General features: G+C 32.1%; 14 protein-coding genes. 5 read left to right on the top strand and 9 right to left on the bottom strand.

Annotated elements, in window-relative coordinates:
- Positions 1 to 31: 31 nt before the first annotated feature.
- From D1816_RS20115 to D1816_RS20090, 6 genes are all read right to left on the bottom strand, one after another.
- Positions 32 to 469 (bottom strand): hypothetical protein, encoded by a 438-nt coding sequence (locus D1816_RS20115; RefSeq protein WP_120702429.1) that lies wholly within the window; start codon positions 467 to 469, stop codon positions 32 to 34.
- A gap of 55 nt (positions 470 to 524) precedes the next feature.
- Positions 525 to 1,685 (bottom strand): hypothetical protein, encoded by a 1,161-nt coding sequence (locus D1816_RS20110; protein ID WP_118505247.1) that lies wholly within the window; start codon positions 1,683 to 1,685, stop codon positions 525 to 527.
- A 226-nt stretch (positions 1,686 to 1,911) separates the two neighbouring features.
- Complete coding sequence (locus D1816_RS20105) at positions 1,912 to 4,698, bottom strand: response regulator (RefSeq protein ID WP_118505245.1); 2,787 nt, start codon at positions 4,696 to 4,698, stop codon at positions 1,912 to 1,914.
- Positions 4,699 to 4,862: 164 nt separating this feature from the next.
- Positions 4,863 to 5,744, bottom strand: a complete 882-nt coding sequence (locus D1816_RS20100; protein WP_118505243.1) for an AraC family transcriptional regulator — start codon at positions 5,742 to 5,744, stop codon at positions 4,863 to 4,865.
- A 9-nt stretch (positions 5,745 to 5,753) separates the two neighbouring features.
- On the bottom strand, positions 5,754 to 6,173 hold the full coding sequence (locus tag D1816_RS20095; RefSeq protein WP_066308448.1) for a nuclear transport factor 2 family protein: 420 nt from the start codon (positions 6,171 to 6,173) through the stop codon (positions 5,754 to 5,756).
- A gap of 57 nt (positions 6,174 to 6,230) precedes the next feature.
- Positions 6,231 to 6,770, bottom strand: coding sequence for a carboxymuconolactone decarboxylase family protein (locus D1816_RS20090; RefSeq protein WP_118505241.1), 540 nt, complete (start codon positions 6,768 to 6,770; stop codon positions 6,231 to 6,233).
- 277 nt (positions 6,771 to 7,047) lie between these two features.
- Between D1816_RS20090 and D1816_RS20085 the strand changes: the two genes are divergently transcribed.
- Positions 7,048 to 8,328 (top strand): acetyl-CoA C-acetyltransferase, encoded by a 1,281-nt coding sequence (locus D1816_RS20085; RefSeq protein ID WP_118505239.1) that lies wholly within the window; start codon positions 7,048 to 7,050, stop codon positions 8,326 to 8,328.
- A gap of 3 nt (positions 8,329 to 8,331) precedes the next feature.
- The gene (locus D1816_RS20080) at positions 8,332 to 9,132 is read left to right on the top strand and encodes an MOSC domain-containing protein (protein ID WP_118505237.1); all 801 of its coding nucleotides are present in this window, start codon (positions 8,332 to 8,334) and stop codon (positions 9,130 to 9,132) included.
- 283 nt (positions 9,133 to 9,415) lie between these two features.
- Here D1816_RS20080 and D1816_RS25850 read toward each other — a convergent pair whose 3' ends face one another.
- Together D1816_RS25850 and D1816_RS20075 are read right to left on the bottom strand one after the other, a co-directional pair.
- Entirely contained in the window at positions 9,416 to 9,592 is a 177-nt protein-coding gene (locus D1816_RS25850) for a hypothetical protein (protein ID WP_158597751.1), read from the bottom strand.
- A 131-nt stretch (positions 9,593 to 9,723) separates the two neighbouring features.
- A complete protein-coding gene (locus D1816_RS20075; protein WP_118505234.1) occupies positions 9,724 to 11,436 on the bottom strand; it encodes a helix-turn-helix domain-containing protein in 1,713 nt (570 codons plus the stop codon).
- Positions 11,437 to 11,641: 205 nt separating this feature from the next.
- On the opposite strand from D1816_RS20075, the gene D1816_RS20070 reads away from it, so the two are divergent.
- The 3 genes from D1816_RS20070 (at position 11,642) to D1816_RS20060 (ending at position 14,337) form a co-directional block, all read left to right on the top strand.
- Complete coding sequence (locus D1816_RS20070) at positions 11,642 to 12,226, top strand: hypothetical protein (RefSeq protein ID WP_118505232.1); 585 nt, start codon at positions 11,642 to 11,644, stop codon at positions 12,224 to 12,226.
- A 443-nt stretch (positions 12,227 to 12,669) separates the two neighbouring features.
- Positions 12,670 to 13,251, top strand: coding sequence for a hypothetical protein (locus tag D1816_RS20065; RefSeq protein WP_118505229.1), 582 nt, complete (start codon positions 12,670 to 12,672; stop codon positions 13,249 to 13,251).
- Positions 13,252 to 13,446: 195 nt separating this feature from the next.
- A complete protein-coding gene (locus D1816_RS20060; RefSeq protein ID WP_066308473.1) occupies positions 13,447 to 14,337 on the top strand; it encodes a phosphatase PAP2 family protein in 891 nt (296 codons plus the stop codon).
- Positions 14,338 to 14,355: 18 nt separating this feature from the next.
- Here D1816_RS20060 and glpK read toward each other — a convergent pair whose 3' ends face one another.
- Positions 14,356 to 17,535 carry a glycerol kinase GlpK gene (glpK, locus tag D1816_RS20055; RefSeq protein WP_118505227.1) on the bottom strand — a complete coding sequence of 1,060 codons (3,180 nt, stop codon included), beginning with the start codon at positions 17,533 to 17,535 and terminating at the stop codon, positions 14,356 to 14,358.
- Between the last annotated feature and the right edge of the window lie 117 nt (positions 17,536 to 17,652).

The following is a 17,652-nucleotide window of genomic DNA, read 5'->3' as shown; positions in this document are numbered from 1 at the left end:
TGTTTTACACTATAGCGATAACTAACAAGGCCTAGTTCATAACTTTATTATATGTTAAAGTACCAATTATAGGCATTCCTCCTACTACGCTTTCTCCTGTTATAGTAAGCGTATTGTTATCATTACTAAAGCTTACCATAATGGGAACAGGTGAATCATTTGTGGTATTGGCGTATGTTCCGTTTCCGGTGTTTTGCCAAGTTGCATTCACTTCTTCTTCTATGATACATTCTGTTTCTGTTACATCCAGTTCATATTGTATAGAAACAAAAGTATTGTTTGTGAAAAATTCTATAGAAGTTCTCGCTCTACAATCATTCACGATATCGTCTACACCGTTAAATGTTGCTCCCACAAGCATCCATTTTCCAAGTATTGGGTCTTGATTCTGTTGATTATCATCATCGTTATCACATGAAACTAATAAAAGTGTGCATAAGAATGCTATTGACATTATTACGTTTTTCATAATTTCTATAATCTAATTTTTAAACTTATTTTAAAACTCTATGCATTTGATAGTCCTACCTTATTTCTGAATAATACAGTACATTAAACTTTGGCTTTGTTGTCTTTAGGCTTCCATCTGGGTTATAGCATTTAACATTTACTGTGGCTCCACGGGGGTATGTTCTTACATTTTCTATAGAAACATACGAACCATCATTTCCAAAAGAAGATGCTAATGCAATAGGAATGATAGGCGCACTTTGCCCATTACTAGGTATCTGTACATCAAAAGATCTAGAGGTAGAATTTACAACTGTAATATGCTCTTGAGTTGGAAAGTTAGATTGATTATTAGTAGATTGACTATTGTTTTCTCTAAAATTCACATATGCAGCTTTATTAAATTCGTATAACATATGTTTATCCATTATACTTATTGTAAAATCCGTATTTCTAAGAATTCCAGTAGCATCATACGCTCTAAGAATCAAATCAGTTCCTAATGAACCTTGATTGATCCAATTAATCTGAAAACGTCTTGATCCATAATGAATATTACCTTTGGCCGTAACTTGTATATGTCCTGTTTTACGTCCTACCCTTATAATTCCCGGAAACTTGACTAGGTATACTCCTTGAGCTAACCTAGTAATAGTATTTATTCTTCCTTTAGAATTATAGCTACGTCGTGTATCAATGGTGGTTCCAAAATGACCTATAGTTTCTAAATATGCTGCATTAGCAATGTTACTATCTAACCTATTATATACAAACGCTATAAAACCGCCATCTACAGCCATACCAGAAGGTGTATAACATAATACGTAGGCTATAAGATCATTACCATTACTTCTCCAATGACTTAATTGTACTGTATGATTGCCTTTATAACCTACTACGTGATGTACTCCATTATCTAGATATTTTAATCCAGGGTATGTTATCGCATAATAGCCTCTACTAATTCTAGTGATCCGAATAGCGGAGCCTTCTGGGTGATATTGATAAAGACTTGAATAAATACTATTCCGGGGATCATACAAAGTCCATGCTTTTCCCTTGCGAGGAATACTCTTTGAACTAATATCAAGATCATTAGTAGTTATTTCTTCTGTAATAAGATCTTCTGGTACTAGTTCATCATCTTCTTGACTACAATTGTAAAATAGAAATAGAGTAGTTATAAGGACTAATCTATATGCAATTTTAAAAATTCTTAAACTTTTAGTTTTCATAAGTTCTATTATTTAAGAGGTTTGTGAAAAATCAAGAGTTATTGAAAAGGATGGTATTTAAAGAATAAATAACTAATGATTTATGAATCAAACTTAATTTAAATCTGTCCTTATGATTATCAACAATGTAACAAAGGCTAACATTTATGTAACATTCCTTTGAAACAAGGAGTTTTGGAAGTAGTACTATAATAAAATAAACTGAAGGAAAAACAAAAAATGTGCTCTAACTATGTTTTTTGGCATATTCAGAAGGTGTATAATCATACATTTCTTTAAAAGATTTAGTGAAGTAAGACACATTATTAAAACCAACTTCATAGGCGATTTCAGAAATATTTAAACCCGGCTGCTTAAGTAATTTTGCAGCTTCTTTTAATCGTTTTGAGGCAATGAATTTTGAGGGAGACAAACCCGTTAGCGCCATTAATTTTCTATACAAATGATTACGACTCATTCCTATTTCAACGCTAAACTCTTCAATACTAAACGCATGATCCTTTAATCTTTTCTGTAATATCACATCCACGCGTTGCCAGAATTTTTTATCCACCTCATTATGAGTCTTTTTAGGAATAACATCAGATTGTTCTGCATAGTTTCTTCTTAATTTTTGAGTGTGTTTAATACTATTATTAACCTTACTCAATAATACTTTGGTATTAAAAGGTTTAATAATATAATCATCTGCTCCAGTCTCAATACCGGTTAGTTCATGTTCTTCACCAGCTTTAGCAGTTAGTAAAATGATCGGAATATGACTTGTACGCACATCATTCTTTAATTCGAAAGTAAGCTCAATACCATCCTTTATGGGCATCATTACATCAGAGATAATAAGATCTGGTATATATTGTATAGCTAAGTCTATTCCCTCTTGACCATTTCTAGCAATTTTAATGTTGTAGTTACTTCTAAAAATATCAACAAGTACAACTCTTATATCGTTATTATCCTCTACAATTAATAAAATTGGTTTCGTACCTAAATGATCATGATGTTTTTCTTTTTCTAATAAATCATCATATTCATAGTTTAAATGTAATGCCTTATTTTTAGAATTTCTTTGATCCCTAGACTTAGACTCTACAAAACTTTCTTTGCCCACTGAAAGGCTAACATTAAAACTTGTCCAGTCATCTTCTTCACTTTCTACAGTTATTCTACCTTTGTGTATATCCAACAATTCTTTAACATATGCTAATCCGATTCCCAAGCCAGGCTTGTTGGCATCAATCTGGTAGTACCGTTGAAATATCTTGTTTATTTGTTCTATCGAGATTTCTTCTCCTGTATTTTTAACAGATAGATAAAGTATATCATCTTGTATCTTCGCTTCGCATATTATAGAACCATTTTGAGGTGTATATTTAATTGCATTTGACAATAAATTTGCAGCTATCTTACCCAAAATATCATGATCAAACCAAACATATTTTGCTTTCTTGATATGAATAGAATAGCTTATTTGTTTCTGGTCTGCATGATAAGCAAACGATTCTGTTAACCCTTTAATAAGTCCTAAGGCATTTCCTCGCTCGATTTGTAAATCTCGATGTACGGATTCTGATCTTGATACTTCCAGAAGTTGATCTATCAAACTTAACAATCTATTACTATTGCGTTGAATCATCTCAAAATCTTTTCGGTCTGTTTTTGAAATCTTCTGATTTTCTAACCTTTCATCAATGGGAATCTTAATAAGAGTAAGTGGTGTCCTTAACTCATGAGAAATATTGCTTTTAAGTTCATTTATCTCTCTAAGTTTATCACTTTCGAGAGCTTTTTTAAAATTTTTAAAATCTAAGTATGAAACAACCCCCATAAAAAGTACAGTCTCGATTACGATTAACGGTAACATTATAAAGGTATTTGATACTCCAATTGCATATACATACCCCAAAAGCAATAATATACTTCCTACAAATACAATAGCAGTATGTGTTAGTTTTCTTTTAAAGAACATATAGAAAATAATAACAAAATTCACACCAGAGATAACGCTCACAACATAACGAAAGAACTTACCCATTACAGGATGATATGGGTCAATTGATATCATAATATTATACAAAAATGCCGCAATTACAGAACAAAGTATAACCTTGTTATAAAGAGGATATAATCGAGGATAATTCTTCTTCATATCAACAAAATACTTCAGAAAATACATATAACTTAATGAAGATAAGATCTGGACATTTAAGTTTAGGTAGAGGTAAAGATTATAGTGTACACTAGCATAAATATTATAGATATAAGGGGTTCGAATCATATAATTACTAATCAAAAAGAACAAATAACAACTATATGGAATAAAGTATATTTTTCTATGAAAAACATAATGTACTACTACAAAAACAAAAGAAATAAAAATCATACCTAACATAATCATATACCAGGAGTTCTTATATGCTTTCTCTAAAATCTGATGTCTGTAATCTGGATGTACTTCGAGTGTTTTATCTCTATGTCCAATAACGTATGCTTGTTCTTTGAATCCGTTTAAAGCCAATATTGAAATAAGTGTAGAAGAACAATAAAATGGAGCATTAAAATCTATGTTCTCTGTGCTAATAAATAATGATGAGGTTTCCTCTAAATTTAAAACTTCTTTTCTAGGATTAGACAAACCTATACTGAATTCTTGATACGTACCATTGATCATTGGAACATAAATCATCATTTTATCGACCGTCGGAAAATAAAACGTTATATAATTGATACTAAGATTTTTTTGTACTTGTATATTAAAAGTACTCCAATAGGGAATCCCAGATTTTGGATTTTTTATTGTTTTTAAAGTAAATTCTTTTACTCTTTTTTCAGAAAAATTTTTGGTATTAATAAGGGTTTTACCTGAATAATAGTAGGCATCAATTCTATAAGGTTTGTTTATAGAATCTAATCTAGATATACTTTGCCCTTGAATCGAATCAAAAAAAAATATTGAAAAAACAATACAAAAGCATCTATACCATCGAAGAATATGATTGTTTTTTCTAATTTTCATCAACGGTCTATTTTGCGAATTTCGCGTTGTCAATACTTATAAAAGATAATATCTAATATAATTCGTTTTAACAATTCGATCGCTCAATATACCATTTCTAGCTCATACCTAAACATATAAAAAAGTTCTTCTTAAAAAAACCTCTTATTCTTTATCTATCCCAATTATTCCTCTGCATGAGCAAATCCAACAGTATCTCTATATAGTTGCGGAGATACATCTGTGTTGTTTTTAAAAAATCTACTAAAATAATGCTCATCTTGATATCCTAATTCATAAGCTATTTCTTTAACTGTTTTACTCGTTAAATACAATTCTCTTTTTGCCTCAATAATTATTCTCTCAGAGATTAGATCAGTTAATGTTTTATTAAAGTATTTCTTAGTGATTTTTGCCAAAGATTTAGGAGAGATATTTAATAAATCAGCATAATCACTTGCAGAATGTTTCGATTTAAAATGAGCTTCTATATTGTCTTTTAAATTTTGTAAAATAAATGGATTTTGACTATCAGATTGTTCTTCCTTAAATTCTGGTATTTGCTGACTTTTGAGTCTAGAAGTTGTAATCAAAAATATTTTTAAATAAGATATTAATAGTTCATATTGTGCCAAATCCGGATTATGTAATTCGGTTTTTAATTGGCTTACAACCATTTCTAAAGTAGTAGCAGAAACACTATCTATTGCCACAATCGGAGAGCTGTAAACTGTATTAAACAAAACTCCATTACAAGAAACCTCTTTATGATGTTTATGAATACAGAAAAAATCAGGATGAAAATTCAAGACGACTCCCTTAACCTCTTCAGCATGACTTAACATAAACGGTTGATAGGGTGCAAACGCTAATAAATCATTTTCGACAAAATCATATTCAGAAAAATCAACTTTTACTTTCCCTGTTCCTTTTTGAATCCATATTAATGAAAAATAATTTAGTCTTTGAATATGATCAAAATGACTATTATCCTGAAAATAGAAAAGTTTAAAAGCTAAATTTCCGTTTTGTTGATTAATTAATGTAAAAACATTTTCTTTAAACATCACCCATTGTTATTTAAATTTTCTTTCATTATCACGTATCGATAAGTCGTTAATACTAGCAAATCTTTTCTTCATGAGTCCATTTTCATCAAACTCCCAGTTTTCATTGCCATATGCTCTGAACCAGTTACCCTCTTTATTTTGATATTCATATTCGAACCTAACTGCGATTCTATTTTCTGTATACCCCCAAAGTTCTTTTTTAAGTTGATAGTTTTTTTCTTTTTCCCACTTTTCAGTTAGAAAAGCAACAATTTCTTCTCTTCCGTTTATAAAATCTACGCGATTCCGCCATTCACTATCAACAGTATATGCTTTAGAGACTTTTTCTGGGTCTTTACTATTCCAAGCATCTTCTGCTAATTGTACTTTTTGTTTGGCAGTTTCCTTGGTAAAAGGAGGCAATGGTAGTTTTTGTTCTTTACTCATCTCTATTTATTAATTCGATTATTAAATATAAAGTTTTAATACTAACATGTATTCATTTTATTCCTCTAAAGTAGGAGCCAAAGGGTAGTCCACAGCAACTTTAGTAAAATTATGCAAGTAGTTCAAAACAACTTTCTCACTTATTTGCAGCATTAAATCAATAAGATTCTCTTTGGTGTATCCTTGTTTAAAGAACGCCTTGGTCTTGCTTTCATGTACGTTCCCTTTATTTTTTAGTATTTCTATAGTTAATTCTACTAATGTATTTATTTTAATATCACCACTTCTTCCTTTACGGATATCAACAATTTCTTCTTCAGTAAATCCTTTAATTTTTCCCAAAACCATATGACTACTTAAACAATAGATAGAATCATTAAACTGGCTTACTACTAGATTTATAGCTTCTCTTTCCTTTCCATTTAACGACGTTTCAGAATTTTGATACGTTAAAAACCTAAACAAACCATTCTCTGAGTGCGCCAAAACTGCATGTAGATTTGGAACAAACCCTAACGTTTCTTCAAAAACTTCAAAAATAGCTTGGTTAACCGGCCCAACCTCTTCTTTCTTAGGGATATTGAATGTCTTGGTCATATAATTCTCTTTAAAAACTATACAAGTATACTATCATATTAATATTCGTAAAATGGACAATCATCGCAAGTTGATGGATAATTTTCCCCAAAAACTGTCCTTAACTTTATATTAGGGAAAAAAGTCCATTTAATAGCGTACATTCTCCAAGGAGATTCTTGAAAATGAATCTCAAATTTGTACTACGTTGAAATGTAAGTATCTCATATAATATCAGGACAAATCATATGAACTGAAAATGTTGTCAATAGGTAAAAACTAATTTGAAAATCTAAGTATGAATAATCTTAATCGTAAAGTTGCTATTATTGGTGGAGCTAGGATTCCTTTTACAAAATCTTTTACCCACTACACTCGTGTTTCGAACAATAGTTTAATGACCGGTGCTCTAAAGGCTCTCGTTAAAAAGTATAATCTTGAAGGAAAAAAAATTGACGAAATTGCTTTAGGAACTTTGATTCATTATTCAACAGAGTGGAATTGGGCAAGAGAAAATGTCCTTAGTAGCGGATTAGACCCTCATTCTCCAGTTCATTTTATAAGTAGGGCATGCGGTACAAGTCTTGACGCAGCGAATACTATTGCCATGAAAATTGCAACAGGGCAGATTGATATCGGAATTGCAGGAGGAAGTGATACCAATAGTGACACTCCATTGACTATTCGTCAATCCTTGGCGTGGGACCTTATGGATATTCGAAATGCAAAAACAACTGGAAAGCGATTACAACAAATTTTTAAAACAAAATGGTTCGACTTTTTTAAATTGCTGTATCCAAGTGTATACGAACCTCGCACCAAAATGAGTATGGGTGATCATACAGAATTAACTGTAAAAAAATGGGGTATTAATAGAATTGAGCAAGATGAACTTGCTTACCTGAGTCATCATAAAGCTCAAAAAGCTTATGAAGATGGCTTTTATGACGATTTAGTTTATGAATTTAACGGGATCAAAAAGGATAGTATTATTAGAGGCAATACCTCTATTGAAAAACTAAGCACTCTAAAACCGGCATTTGACAAATCAGATTCTGGTACGCTAACTGCAGGAAATAGCTCTGCTTTTACCGATGGAGCTTCTACAATTCTTCTTACCTCTGAAGAATATGCAAAAGAACATAATTTAGAAATTGAAGCAAATTTGATAGATATTCAAAATGCGGCGTTTGATTATGTAAATGGAGAAGATTTATTACTTGCCCCAACAGTAGCGGTCTCTAACCTATTAAAACGTAATAATCTCACATTACAAGACTTTGATTTTTATGAAATACATGAAGCCTTTTCTGGACAAGTGTTAGCAACTTTAAAAGCATGGGAAAGTGATGATTTTGCGCGTAATGTTCTTAATAGAGATAAAGCTTTGGGTGCTATAGATCGTACTAAAATAAATACAAAAGGCGGCAGTACTGCCATGGGACATCCTTTTTCTGCAACAGGAACCCGAGTACTAGCCAATGCTGCAAAAATTATAAAAGAAAATGGAGGTGGTCGTTGTCTTGTTTCTGTCTGTACAGCAGGCGGAATGGGAACAGCAGCTATTGTCGAAGGCTAAAAAATGAAAAAACCTTATATCTCAAAAATTCGTGTCTATCCTGTAAAATCATTAGACCCCATAGAAGTTAATAAAGCAGAAATAGGCATTCACTCACTTCGTTATGATAGAGAATTTGCTATGGTTGCAGATGACCGACGCTATGTAAACGCTAAACGAACCGGACGTGTTAATCAATTAAAAGCAACTTACGACTTACCTAATCAACGTATTTTCTTATCTCATAGAGATGGGGGAGAAATAAATGATTTTGAGTTAAGAGAAAATAATAAAGCGTTAGAAAAGTATTTAGAAGATTTTTTTGATATGAAACTCACCTTATATCATCGTACAAAGGGTGAACTTATGGATATTCCTAAGGCGAGTAGTATCACTATTGTTAGTGAAGCATCTTTACAATCTTTACATCAAGATTTTAGTGATCATACACTAGAAGATTTGCGATTACGTTTTCGGGCCAATATTGAGATCGGAGGTGTAGATCCTTATTGGGAAGAAAAACTATTTGGTGAACAAGGTATCGGTTTTCGTTTTCTGGTAGGCAATGTTGAGATGATTGGTGTAAGTCCTCGAGCACGTTGTAATGTTCCTCCTCGAGATCCCTTTACAGGAGAAACAGATAAAACCTTTGTAAAAACGATGCTAGAAAGTAGGTCTAAAAGCCTACCAACAGATAGTTTACTGTCAAATTATGGAAGTTTGTATCATTTAACCGTAAATACATTTGTGCCCGAATCAGAAAAAGGAAAAATAATTACGGTCGGTGATGAAATAGAAATTATCGAACCTGTACGATTGCAATAACAAAGTTTGTATTTTTTTAATTGAGGTTTGGCAATCATGTAACCAAACCCCAATTAAAACAATCTTACAAAGCCTTTGTTACCGATACTTTTCTAAGATTATATTGATGATTATAGTTCTAATATCTATTTTTTAGAACCATCGTTTTGTAATCATCATTATTGAAACAAAGATACTTTTGAATCCTCGTAAATGAAATGGACAAATAACGCTAGTTCATGGATAATTTTCTCTATTGTTCTATTAATGTTTTAATTATTAGAGTAGCTCTTTACTATCTTTACTAGATAACCCCATCAACAGACTTTGTTATAGTAGAATCAGTAAGATGTTCACAAATAATGTGATACGAAGGAACCGGAATACTCATACCTCCTCCTTCTACGGCTTTCATATTCTCTAATTTTGCTATTTTGATCTTCTCTAAACTTAGTGTTTTTTTCTTGCTATTCTTTTTCATGTGAAAGTGAAGTTTTAATTTTAAAAACAACAAAGTACACGTTTTAACCATCTTTAACAGGAAGTATCACCTAAAATTGATTAATTTTGGGTGGTATTTTAAGTGTCTATCCAGTCATAAATCATTATCTATCAGTTACTTATTTTTTTTATAAAGTAAGAAGGGTAAATTCCTGTTTTTTTATAGAAAGCGGAAGAAAATGATTGTGCATTTTTAAACCCCACTTCTTCAGCTATAGCCTTTATAGTATAGGATCGTAAAGATTTATTTTCTGTTAACTGTGCAACGGCATAATCAACTCTTAAATTATTGAGGTAATTTGCAAAATTCACATTCTTATGGACGTTGATTATTTTAGATAAGTAAGCACTATTGGTCTGTAATTCTTTAGCTAATGAATTTAAGGTATAATGTTTCTTCGAAAACTTATCGGACTGCTCAAAACTCTGAAGCTTTTTTAATACGGTTGCTATAACATCTTTAGGAATATCTAATTCTTCCTTTTTTGGAAGTTCAGTAATGATAGTTGGTTTTGTTTCCGCAGATTCTCTATTTTTTTGTGCTGTAAGTAATTTTTCAAACCGTTTTTTATTTAAGTAACTTCTTCTAAAGCCATATATCGCAACACCAAAAACAATGATAAGAACTATAATTAATAATAGTATTGTATCTCTTTTTAAAAAAGTTTCTTCTTGTAGTTGACCTATTAGTTTTTCTTTTTCTGCTATAAGCTCAACAGTATCATATTTTTCATTAATATTTTTTGTTAAATATAGTTGATCCGCATATCGTATACTATCCAACCTTAATAACGTATTAATATACTCTATTTGTTGTTTTACATCCTGTTTTGATTTAGAATGCTTAATTAAATAATCGTAAGTATCGGCTAATTCAGGAATGACATGTTCTGTCTTTCTAAGAATCCTATCTACATTTTTAAAATATTCAATACCGGTTTCAGTTTCTCCAAGTGCATCATAAGAACGAGCTATATAATAATCACAAGTAGCTACTCGTGTTTCTACTTCATCAAATTTTTTAATTAACGCTTTCCCTTTCTTTAGACTATCGATGGCGTTAACATACTTTTTTGACAAATATTGATGTACTCCAGAAGTTACAACCAGATAAGAATACGTAGTTGTATCTTTTACTTTCAATGTTTCTATAATGCCTTTATCAATATAAAAACTAGCTTTCTCCAAATGTTCGCTATGGATATAAGAATCCGCTACTGCAAAAAGGACTCTGTTATATGTTATAACATTTTTGTGTTTAGGGTTTTCATCCAGGAATTTTAAGTAGTCCACAAAAATAACCTGCGCTTCTTCTCGTTCACCCGCTGTGTTTTTTAATAAACCAATATTAAACTTTAAGGTTCTATACAAAAGCTCATTTCCATTTTTCTTTGCTGATTCCGAAGCAATTAGATAAAGACTTAAAGCTTCTTTATGATTCCCTTGCTCATATTCAGTTATTCCTTTACTCAAATAGCCCCTTGCTGGATATCTAAAATACCCTTTCCCTTCTGTTAAAACAATCAAACTATCTGCATACACAAAACTATTTTTATATAACGTCTGATTTTCTCCCGTTACCCTTGACAAAAAATAATACGCGTCTGCCATGGCTAGAGTATCAGCCTGTGATTTAGCATCGTTTAACGAAACTAACAATGTTTGTATTTTCACACTATCAGGTAGTGTTGATATTTTTGCTCTTAATCTATCAAAATTTGAAACTTCTTGTGTTGCATTGCTGGCTTTGGATTGCCCGTTTATTTGTTCTAAAAAAACAAATAACATTAATAAACTACTTAAAAGTAAATATCTTTTATTCATACCAATACCATTAGAATAGAGATCATCATATTTCTGACAAAGACTGTAAAAATAGGGATTTTAGAATCCTAATACTACTTGACATTTATAAATTTAAAGTCCTGATTTATAAATATCAGGAATATCAACTTGTAGTTTACCGTCTATTGAAACTAGCTTTGAGGTTTCAAACAAATCAGTTCACAAATCTTTATTTCTTAATCTTATGAAAAATACTTTTCTTTCATCATTTGCAATATTACTATTCACTATCACATTTTCTTTTACTTCTTGTGAAAAAGATGAACAAGAGGTTAATCCAGATCAAAACAGTAATCAAACTGAAATCACTCCAGATACAAAAATAACTGGTAAAGCTGGTGGATTTACAAATGAAAAAGTCTATAGATATTATCAAGGCGGGAGTTCTTCTTTACATACATACAGAACGCAAAGTGGAACAGGATCTGCTATTGGGCGTAGAGAAGGAATTGCATTTACAATTCCCACCTCAGCGTCTTCATCTGGAGTAGATCGAAACAAATACAACTTCTTATGGTTTCTTTTACACCCCCAACAAAAAGACTTTATATTAACAACAAGTTCATCTGAATTCTGGAATTTACGTCGTCAAGGTTGGAAAAATGTAACCTACAAATATATTTTGATACAAAAAGGATCAGGGAATGGAGCAAAAAAACTCTATCGTTTTTATGATACCAAAAACTCTGATCACTTGTTTACTAAAAATTACACCGAAGGAGTTAATGCAGGTTTAAAATATGAAGGAACCGTTGGCTGGGTCTTTTAAGAATCAAATAATAATCAGAAGAACAATCTTTACATTATTAAATTAATTTACTGGGGAATAGATAATTAATTAATATGTCAAGAATGTTCATATCAAAACCCAAATTGTATAATTTGGGTTTTGTTTTTTGAAAGCCTGATCTCATATAGCTTTTAAACAATCTACTATTTTTATATCTCTTTTTCAACAAGACCTATTACCCATTAATAGGTAAATAATCACACCCTTTATTTATTCATCATTTTAAACAATATGAGGAATCATTATTTATGTGTTTCTATATAAATCCACTATATTCATAAGAGTAAACTCCTATAAATCAAATACTAAAAACTAACTAACACAAAACAATAGTAAAACATGATACCCAACAATACGTGAGAAATCATTAATAAAATACACTCCAGATAAATTTATTCAATAACTCTTAAAACTCTAAAACAATGAAAACCAACAAATTTTTATTCTCGATTTTTACTTCATTTTTAATAAGTATAGTATTTATATCATGTGAAGTAGAAGAAAGTACAATACCAGCAGAGCAAATAGTTAAAGATGCTGATCTAAATTCTAATGAAACAACTGGAAAATCAAGTTTAAGGCGAGAAAATGTCTATCGATACTATAGTGGCGGATCTCAAACTATGCATACTTATAAAACCAGAAGTGGAAATGGTATCGGGATCGGTAGCAGCGAAGGCATTTCTTTTTCGACTCCTGTTACTACAAATGTAAACAGCGTTAACAGCAATGAATTTAATGTATTGTTTTTTATGCTACATCCCCAACGTAAAGATTTTGTAATAGGATCCGGAGTTGGTGAATTTCTTGATTTAAAAGGAAAAGGCTGGAGAGATGTAAGTGGTAGAAACTATGTATTGATACATAAAAAACCAGGTAATGGCAGAAAAAAATTACACCGTTTTTATGGTGTTGCAAATTCTGATCATATATACACCAAAAATTATGCTGAAGGAATTAATGCCGGATACAGATATGAAGGAGTCACTGGTTGGGTATATTAAATGCTAAAAATTAGGTTAGACAATTTTTTTAAGACAATCAATTTAGACTATCTGGAGAAATAATAATGAATTGATTATTTTAGAACTCATTAAATTAAAAGTCCGAACCTTAAGATTCGGACTTTTTGTGATAACTTATATAGATATAGTGTTTATTATGAATAAGTTATTATTTTTGTTTACCAAATTTTATCTATGACAAGCATTAAACCCCTAATTACGAGCCTACTATTGTTATTTATAACTTCTTTTACATATGCTCAAAATAGCGCTGTTCTTCAAGAATCTAATATAAATACAACAGATACCACCAATACTAAAAAAACCAAAATGACCAGGTGGCAAATGATCAAGTATGATGGAGCATCGGCATTTGGAGGTGTAAAAAACACATATTTAAGACCGCTAACCTGGAAAAGTAAAGATTGGTTCACCTTTGGAGGTATACTAGCAGGTACAGGTATTTTATTAGCCGCAGATGAACCTGCAAATGAATATTTTACAGAACAAGGAGATGAAATACCAAGTGGTGTAAAGGAAGTAGCCTTTCGATTTGGAAAACCCTTAGTTAATTATGGATTAACTACTAGTGTTTATGCTCTTGGGTTAATCACAAAAAATGAAAAAATTAGAAAAACAGGAGTACTTTTAATAGCTTCTGCCACAGCAGGAGGCCTACTGCAGACAGCAAGTAAAACCATAGTGGGTCGAGCACGCCCTCTTGAAGGAGAAGGTAATGTAAGTTTTCGTTTTTGGTCTAGTGAAGCAGGGTACCACTCTTTTCCTTCTGGACATGCAATTCTTTCGTTTACTACAGCCTATGCTTTATCCAAACAGTTTAAAAGCCCCTACATTAAAGGAGGACTCTATGCCGTTGGATTACTTTCTCCAGTATCTCGTTTATGGGAAGAAGCACATTGGTTAACAGATGTTGTATTAGGTGTTGCAATAAGCATTGTTGTCGTTGATAGTATAGACAACTACTTAAAGAAAGACGAGCGCTATGTTTCTGGTGATAAGAAACATAAAATTAGATGGAATCTACGACTTGGTGCCGGTAGAGTTGGCCTAGTCGGTAGATTTTAAACATCACTATTTGTGCACCTAAGAGAACTCTTTTTCGTAATACGTAGCGGCATCTTGCAATAATAAATCCAGATATTTATTTTCTGCTTTAAGGCGTATTTCGTCCCAGTTAAGGTATTTTACAAGATCTTCCTCAACTATAGATCTATAATCATGCACACTATTGATATCAAAATAAAGTCTACCAGTTCTTCTCACAAAGAAATCGGCTAATCCATTCGCCATTTCATGATGTACACTATACCAAACTTCTGCTCTTATGAGTCTATCTTCAACAGATTCATTTAAGAAATAATTTACCTTATCTAGAATAATATCTGTTTGTTTCCCATATGTCGAAACCAAATACCATCCATAATCCGAATCTTGGATATTTAACGCTTTAAGGCGTTGTGTAACTTCGTTCATATATGTGTCTACTTCGCTAAGATTCTTAAGTGGATGACTTGTGAGTTGAATTTGATGGGTAGAAGATTTAGAGAAAGCTTCTCTCTTTTTACTACTCATGGTTTTAAGAACTGTGTCAATGACACGTTGCGCCATTTTTCTGTATCCTGTTAGTTTACCTCCAGCAATTGAAATCAGCCCTGTTTCTGACACAAAAATCTCATCTTTTCTAGAAAGCTCTGATGGATCTTTCCCTTCTTCATGAATTAAAGGCCTAAGTCCAGCCCAATTAGACTCTATATCGTCTTGAGTAAGATTTAAACTAGGGAACATATGATTAACTGCTTTTAAAAGGTATGTTGCATCTTCTTCTGTCGCCACGACTCGATTAAGATTAGCATTATAATTAGTATCTGTTGTACCCACATATGTTGCTCGACCTCTAGGAATTGCAAAAATCATTCTACCGTCGGGAACATCAAAATAAATAGATTGTGTAAGCGGAAAACGTTCTCTTGAAAAAACCAAATGTACACCTTTAGTCAGGTGTAGGTATTTATTATTCATAGAATGATCTTTTTCTCTTAAAAGATCTACCCATGGACCTGCTGCCGAAACATAATTTCTTGATTTAATTACAAAACTTTTCTTACTATTATGATCTATACATTGTAAACTCTTAATTTTTCCTTTCTCATCATAATTAAAAGCTATCATTTCACAATAGTTGATACTATTTGCACCAAAGGAAGCAGCTTTTTTTAATAATTCTACCGTAAGTCTAGCATCATCTGTTCTATATTCTGCATAATATCCGCCTCCTGTAAGGCCTTCTGCGCTAAGCAAGGGTTCTTTTTCCAGCGTTTCATCGGCAGTAAGCATCTTACGTTTATCATCTCCTTCTACATTCGCTAAAAAATCATAGACTTTTAACCCTACAGAAGCCATAAACTTTCCATACGTTCCTCCTTCAACAAGAGGCAATAGCATTTTCTCTGGTACTACAAGATGAGGTGCTAGTTTATGTACTGCAGCCCGTTCACTACCCGATTCTTTTACCAAGCCAATCTCCATTTGTTTCAAATACCGCAATCCACCATGAATTAGCTTTGTAGATTTATTACTTGTTCCTGAAGCAAAGTCATTTTTTTCTACCAAACATACTTTCAACCCTCGAGAAGCTGCATCTAAAGCAATACCTGCCCCCGTTACTCCTCCTCCTATAATAACAAGGTCATATTTTTCATTTTTAGTCTTGCGCAGCTGCATTTGGCGATCCAGAACCGAAAAACGAATAGGTCCTTCTTCTTTTACTGCAAGCATATTTTTATTTGCAGTTTTTGTACGTGCAACTGCTTGTTGCCAGCCTATATACTTTCTACTTCGTTCATACTCTTTAATTTTAGGAACAAAAACAGTATCTACAGCCCTAATTTTTGTAATATCTTTTTTGGTCCATATACCTGCTTTAATACCTGCTAAAAATGCTGCACCCAGAGCAGTCACCTCTAACATTTTGGGGCGATCAACCGCCACATTAAGAATATCAGACTGAAATTGCATTAAATAATTATTAGCAGAAGCTCCTCCGTCTACTTTAAGCTCTTTCATTTGTTTACCACTATCTTCAACCATAGCCTCAAGAACATCTCGTGTTTGATATGCTAAAGCTTCTACTGTGGCCTTTATAATTTCATTTTTACCAGAATCTAATGTTAGTCCGTAAATAGCTCCTTTTGCCTCCATATCCCAATGTGGAGCACCTAAACCTGCAAAAGCGGGTACAACATATAAATCATCTGCTGTAGTAGTCGTATTACATATATCTTCTGTCTCTGAGCTATTCTCTATAACCTGAAGTTTATCTCTAAGCCACTGTATAGAGGCTCCACCTACAAAAATACTTCCTTCTAAAGCATACTTAATGTTATCTTCTGGCAAACTACAACACAAGGTTGTTAATAATCCATTTTTAGAATTATACGGTTTTTTTCCTGTATTAAGTAACATAAAACATCCGGTGCCATATGTGTTCTTAGCTATTCCGGACTTGTATCCTCCTTGACCAAATAATGATGCCTGTTGATCTCCTGCAACACCATAAATAGGAATATCATAACCTTTGTAATGGATAGCTCCAAAATCAGAAGAAGAATATTGTACTGTTGGTAACATAGAGGTAGGAATATTCATTGCAGCTAGTAACTTATCATCCCATTCTAGGTTGATAATATTATAGAGCATTGTTCTGGAAGCATTGGAGTGATCTGTAACGTGTTTAGTACCGTTTGTGAATTTCCAAATCAGCCAAGTATCAATAGTGCCAAATAACAAATCTCCATTAATTGCTTTTTCTCTCGCTCCTTCTACATTATCCAGTATCCATTTTAGTTTAGTTCCTGAAAAATAGGAATCAATGACTAATCCTGTATTTTCAGACACATAATCATTTAATCCTTGAGATTTGAGGCTTTCACAAATTTTTGTAGTTCTTTTATCTAACCAAACTATGGCATTATAAATTGGTTCTCCTGTGTTTTTATCCCATACCACAGTAGTTTCTCGTTGATTTGTTATTCCAATACTTGCTATTTCCTCTATTGATATATCTGATTTTTCAAGTACTTCACTAAAAACTTGTTGTTGATGTGCTAAAATCTCAAGCGGATCATGTTCAACCCATCCCGATTTAGGATAATGTTGTGTAAGCTCTTTTTGAGCTATTCCACAAATTTCCCCTAAATTATTGAAAATGATTGCTCTGGTGCTGGTTGTACCTTGATCGAATGCTATGATATACTTTTTAGCCATATTTTTGAGTATTTGTGATTCCAGATCAATTTTGAAATTGAATTTTAAATAAATTCTTTATAACAAAGACTGAAGTCTTACAAATATCAGAAGTATTATAGTAATCTCCAATTAAAA

Source organism: Aquimarina sp. AD10, assembly GCF_003443715.1.
Lineage (GTDB): Bacteria > Bacteroidota > Bacteroidia > Flavobacteriales > Flavobacteriaceae > Aquimarina > Aquimarina aggregata.
This window is presented reverse-complemented; position numbering and strand designations above follow the sequence as displayed.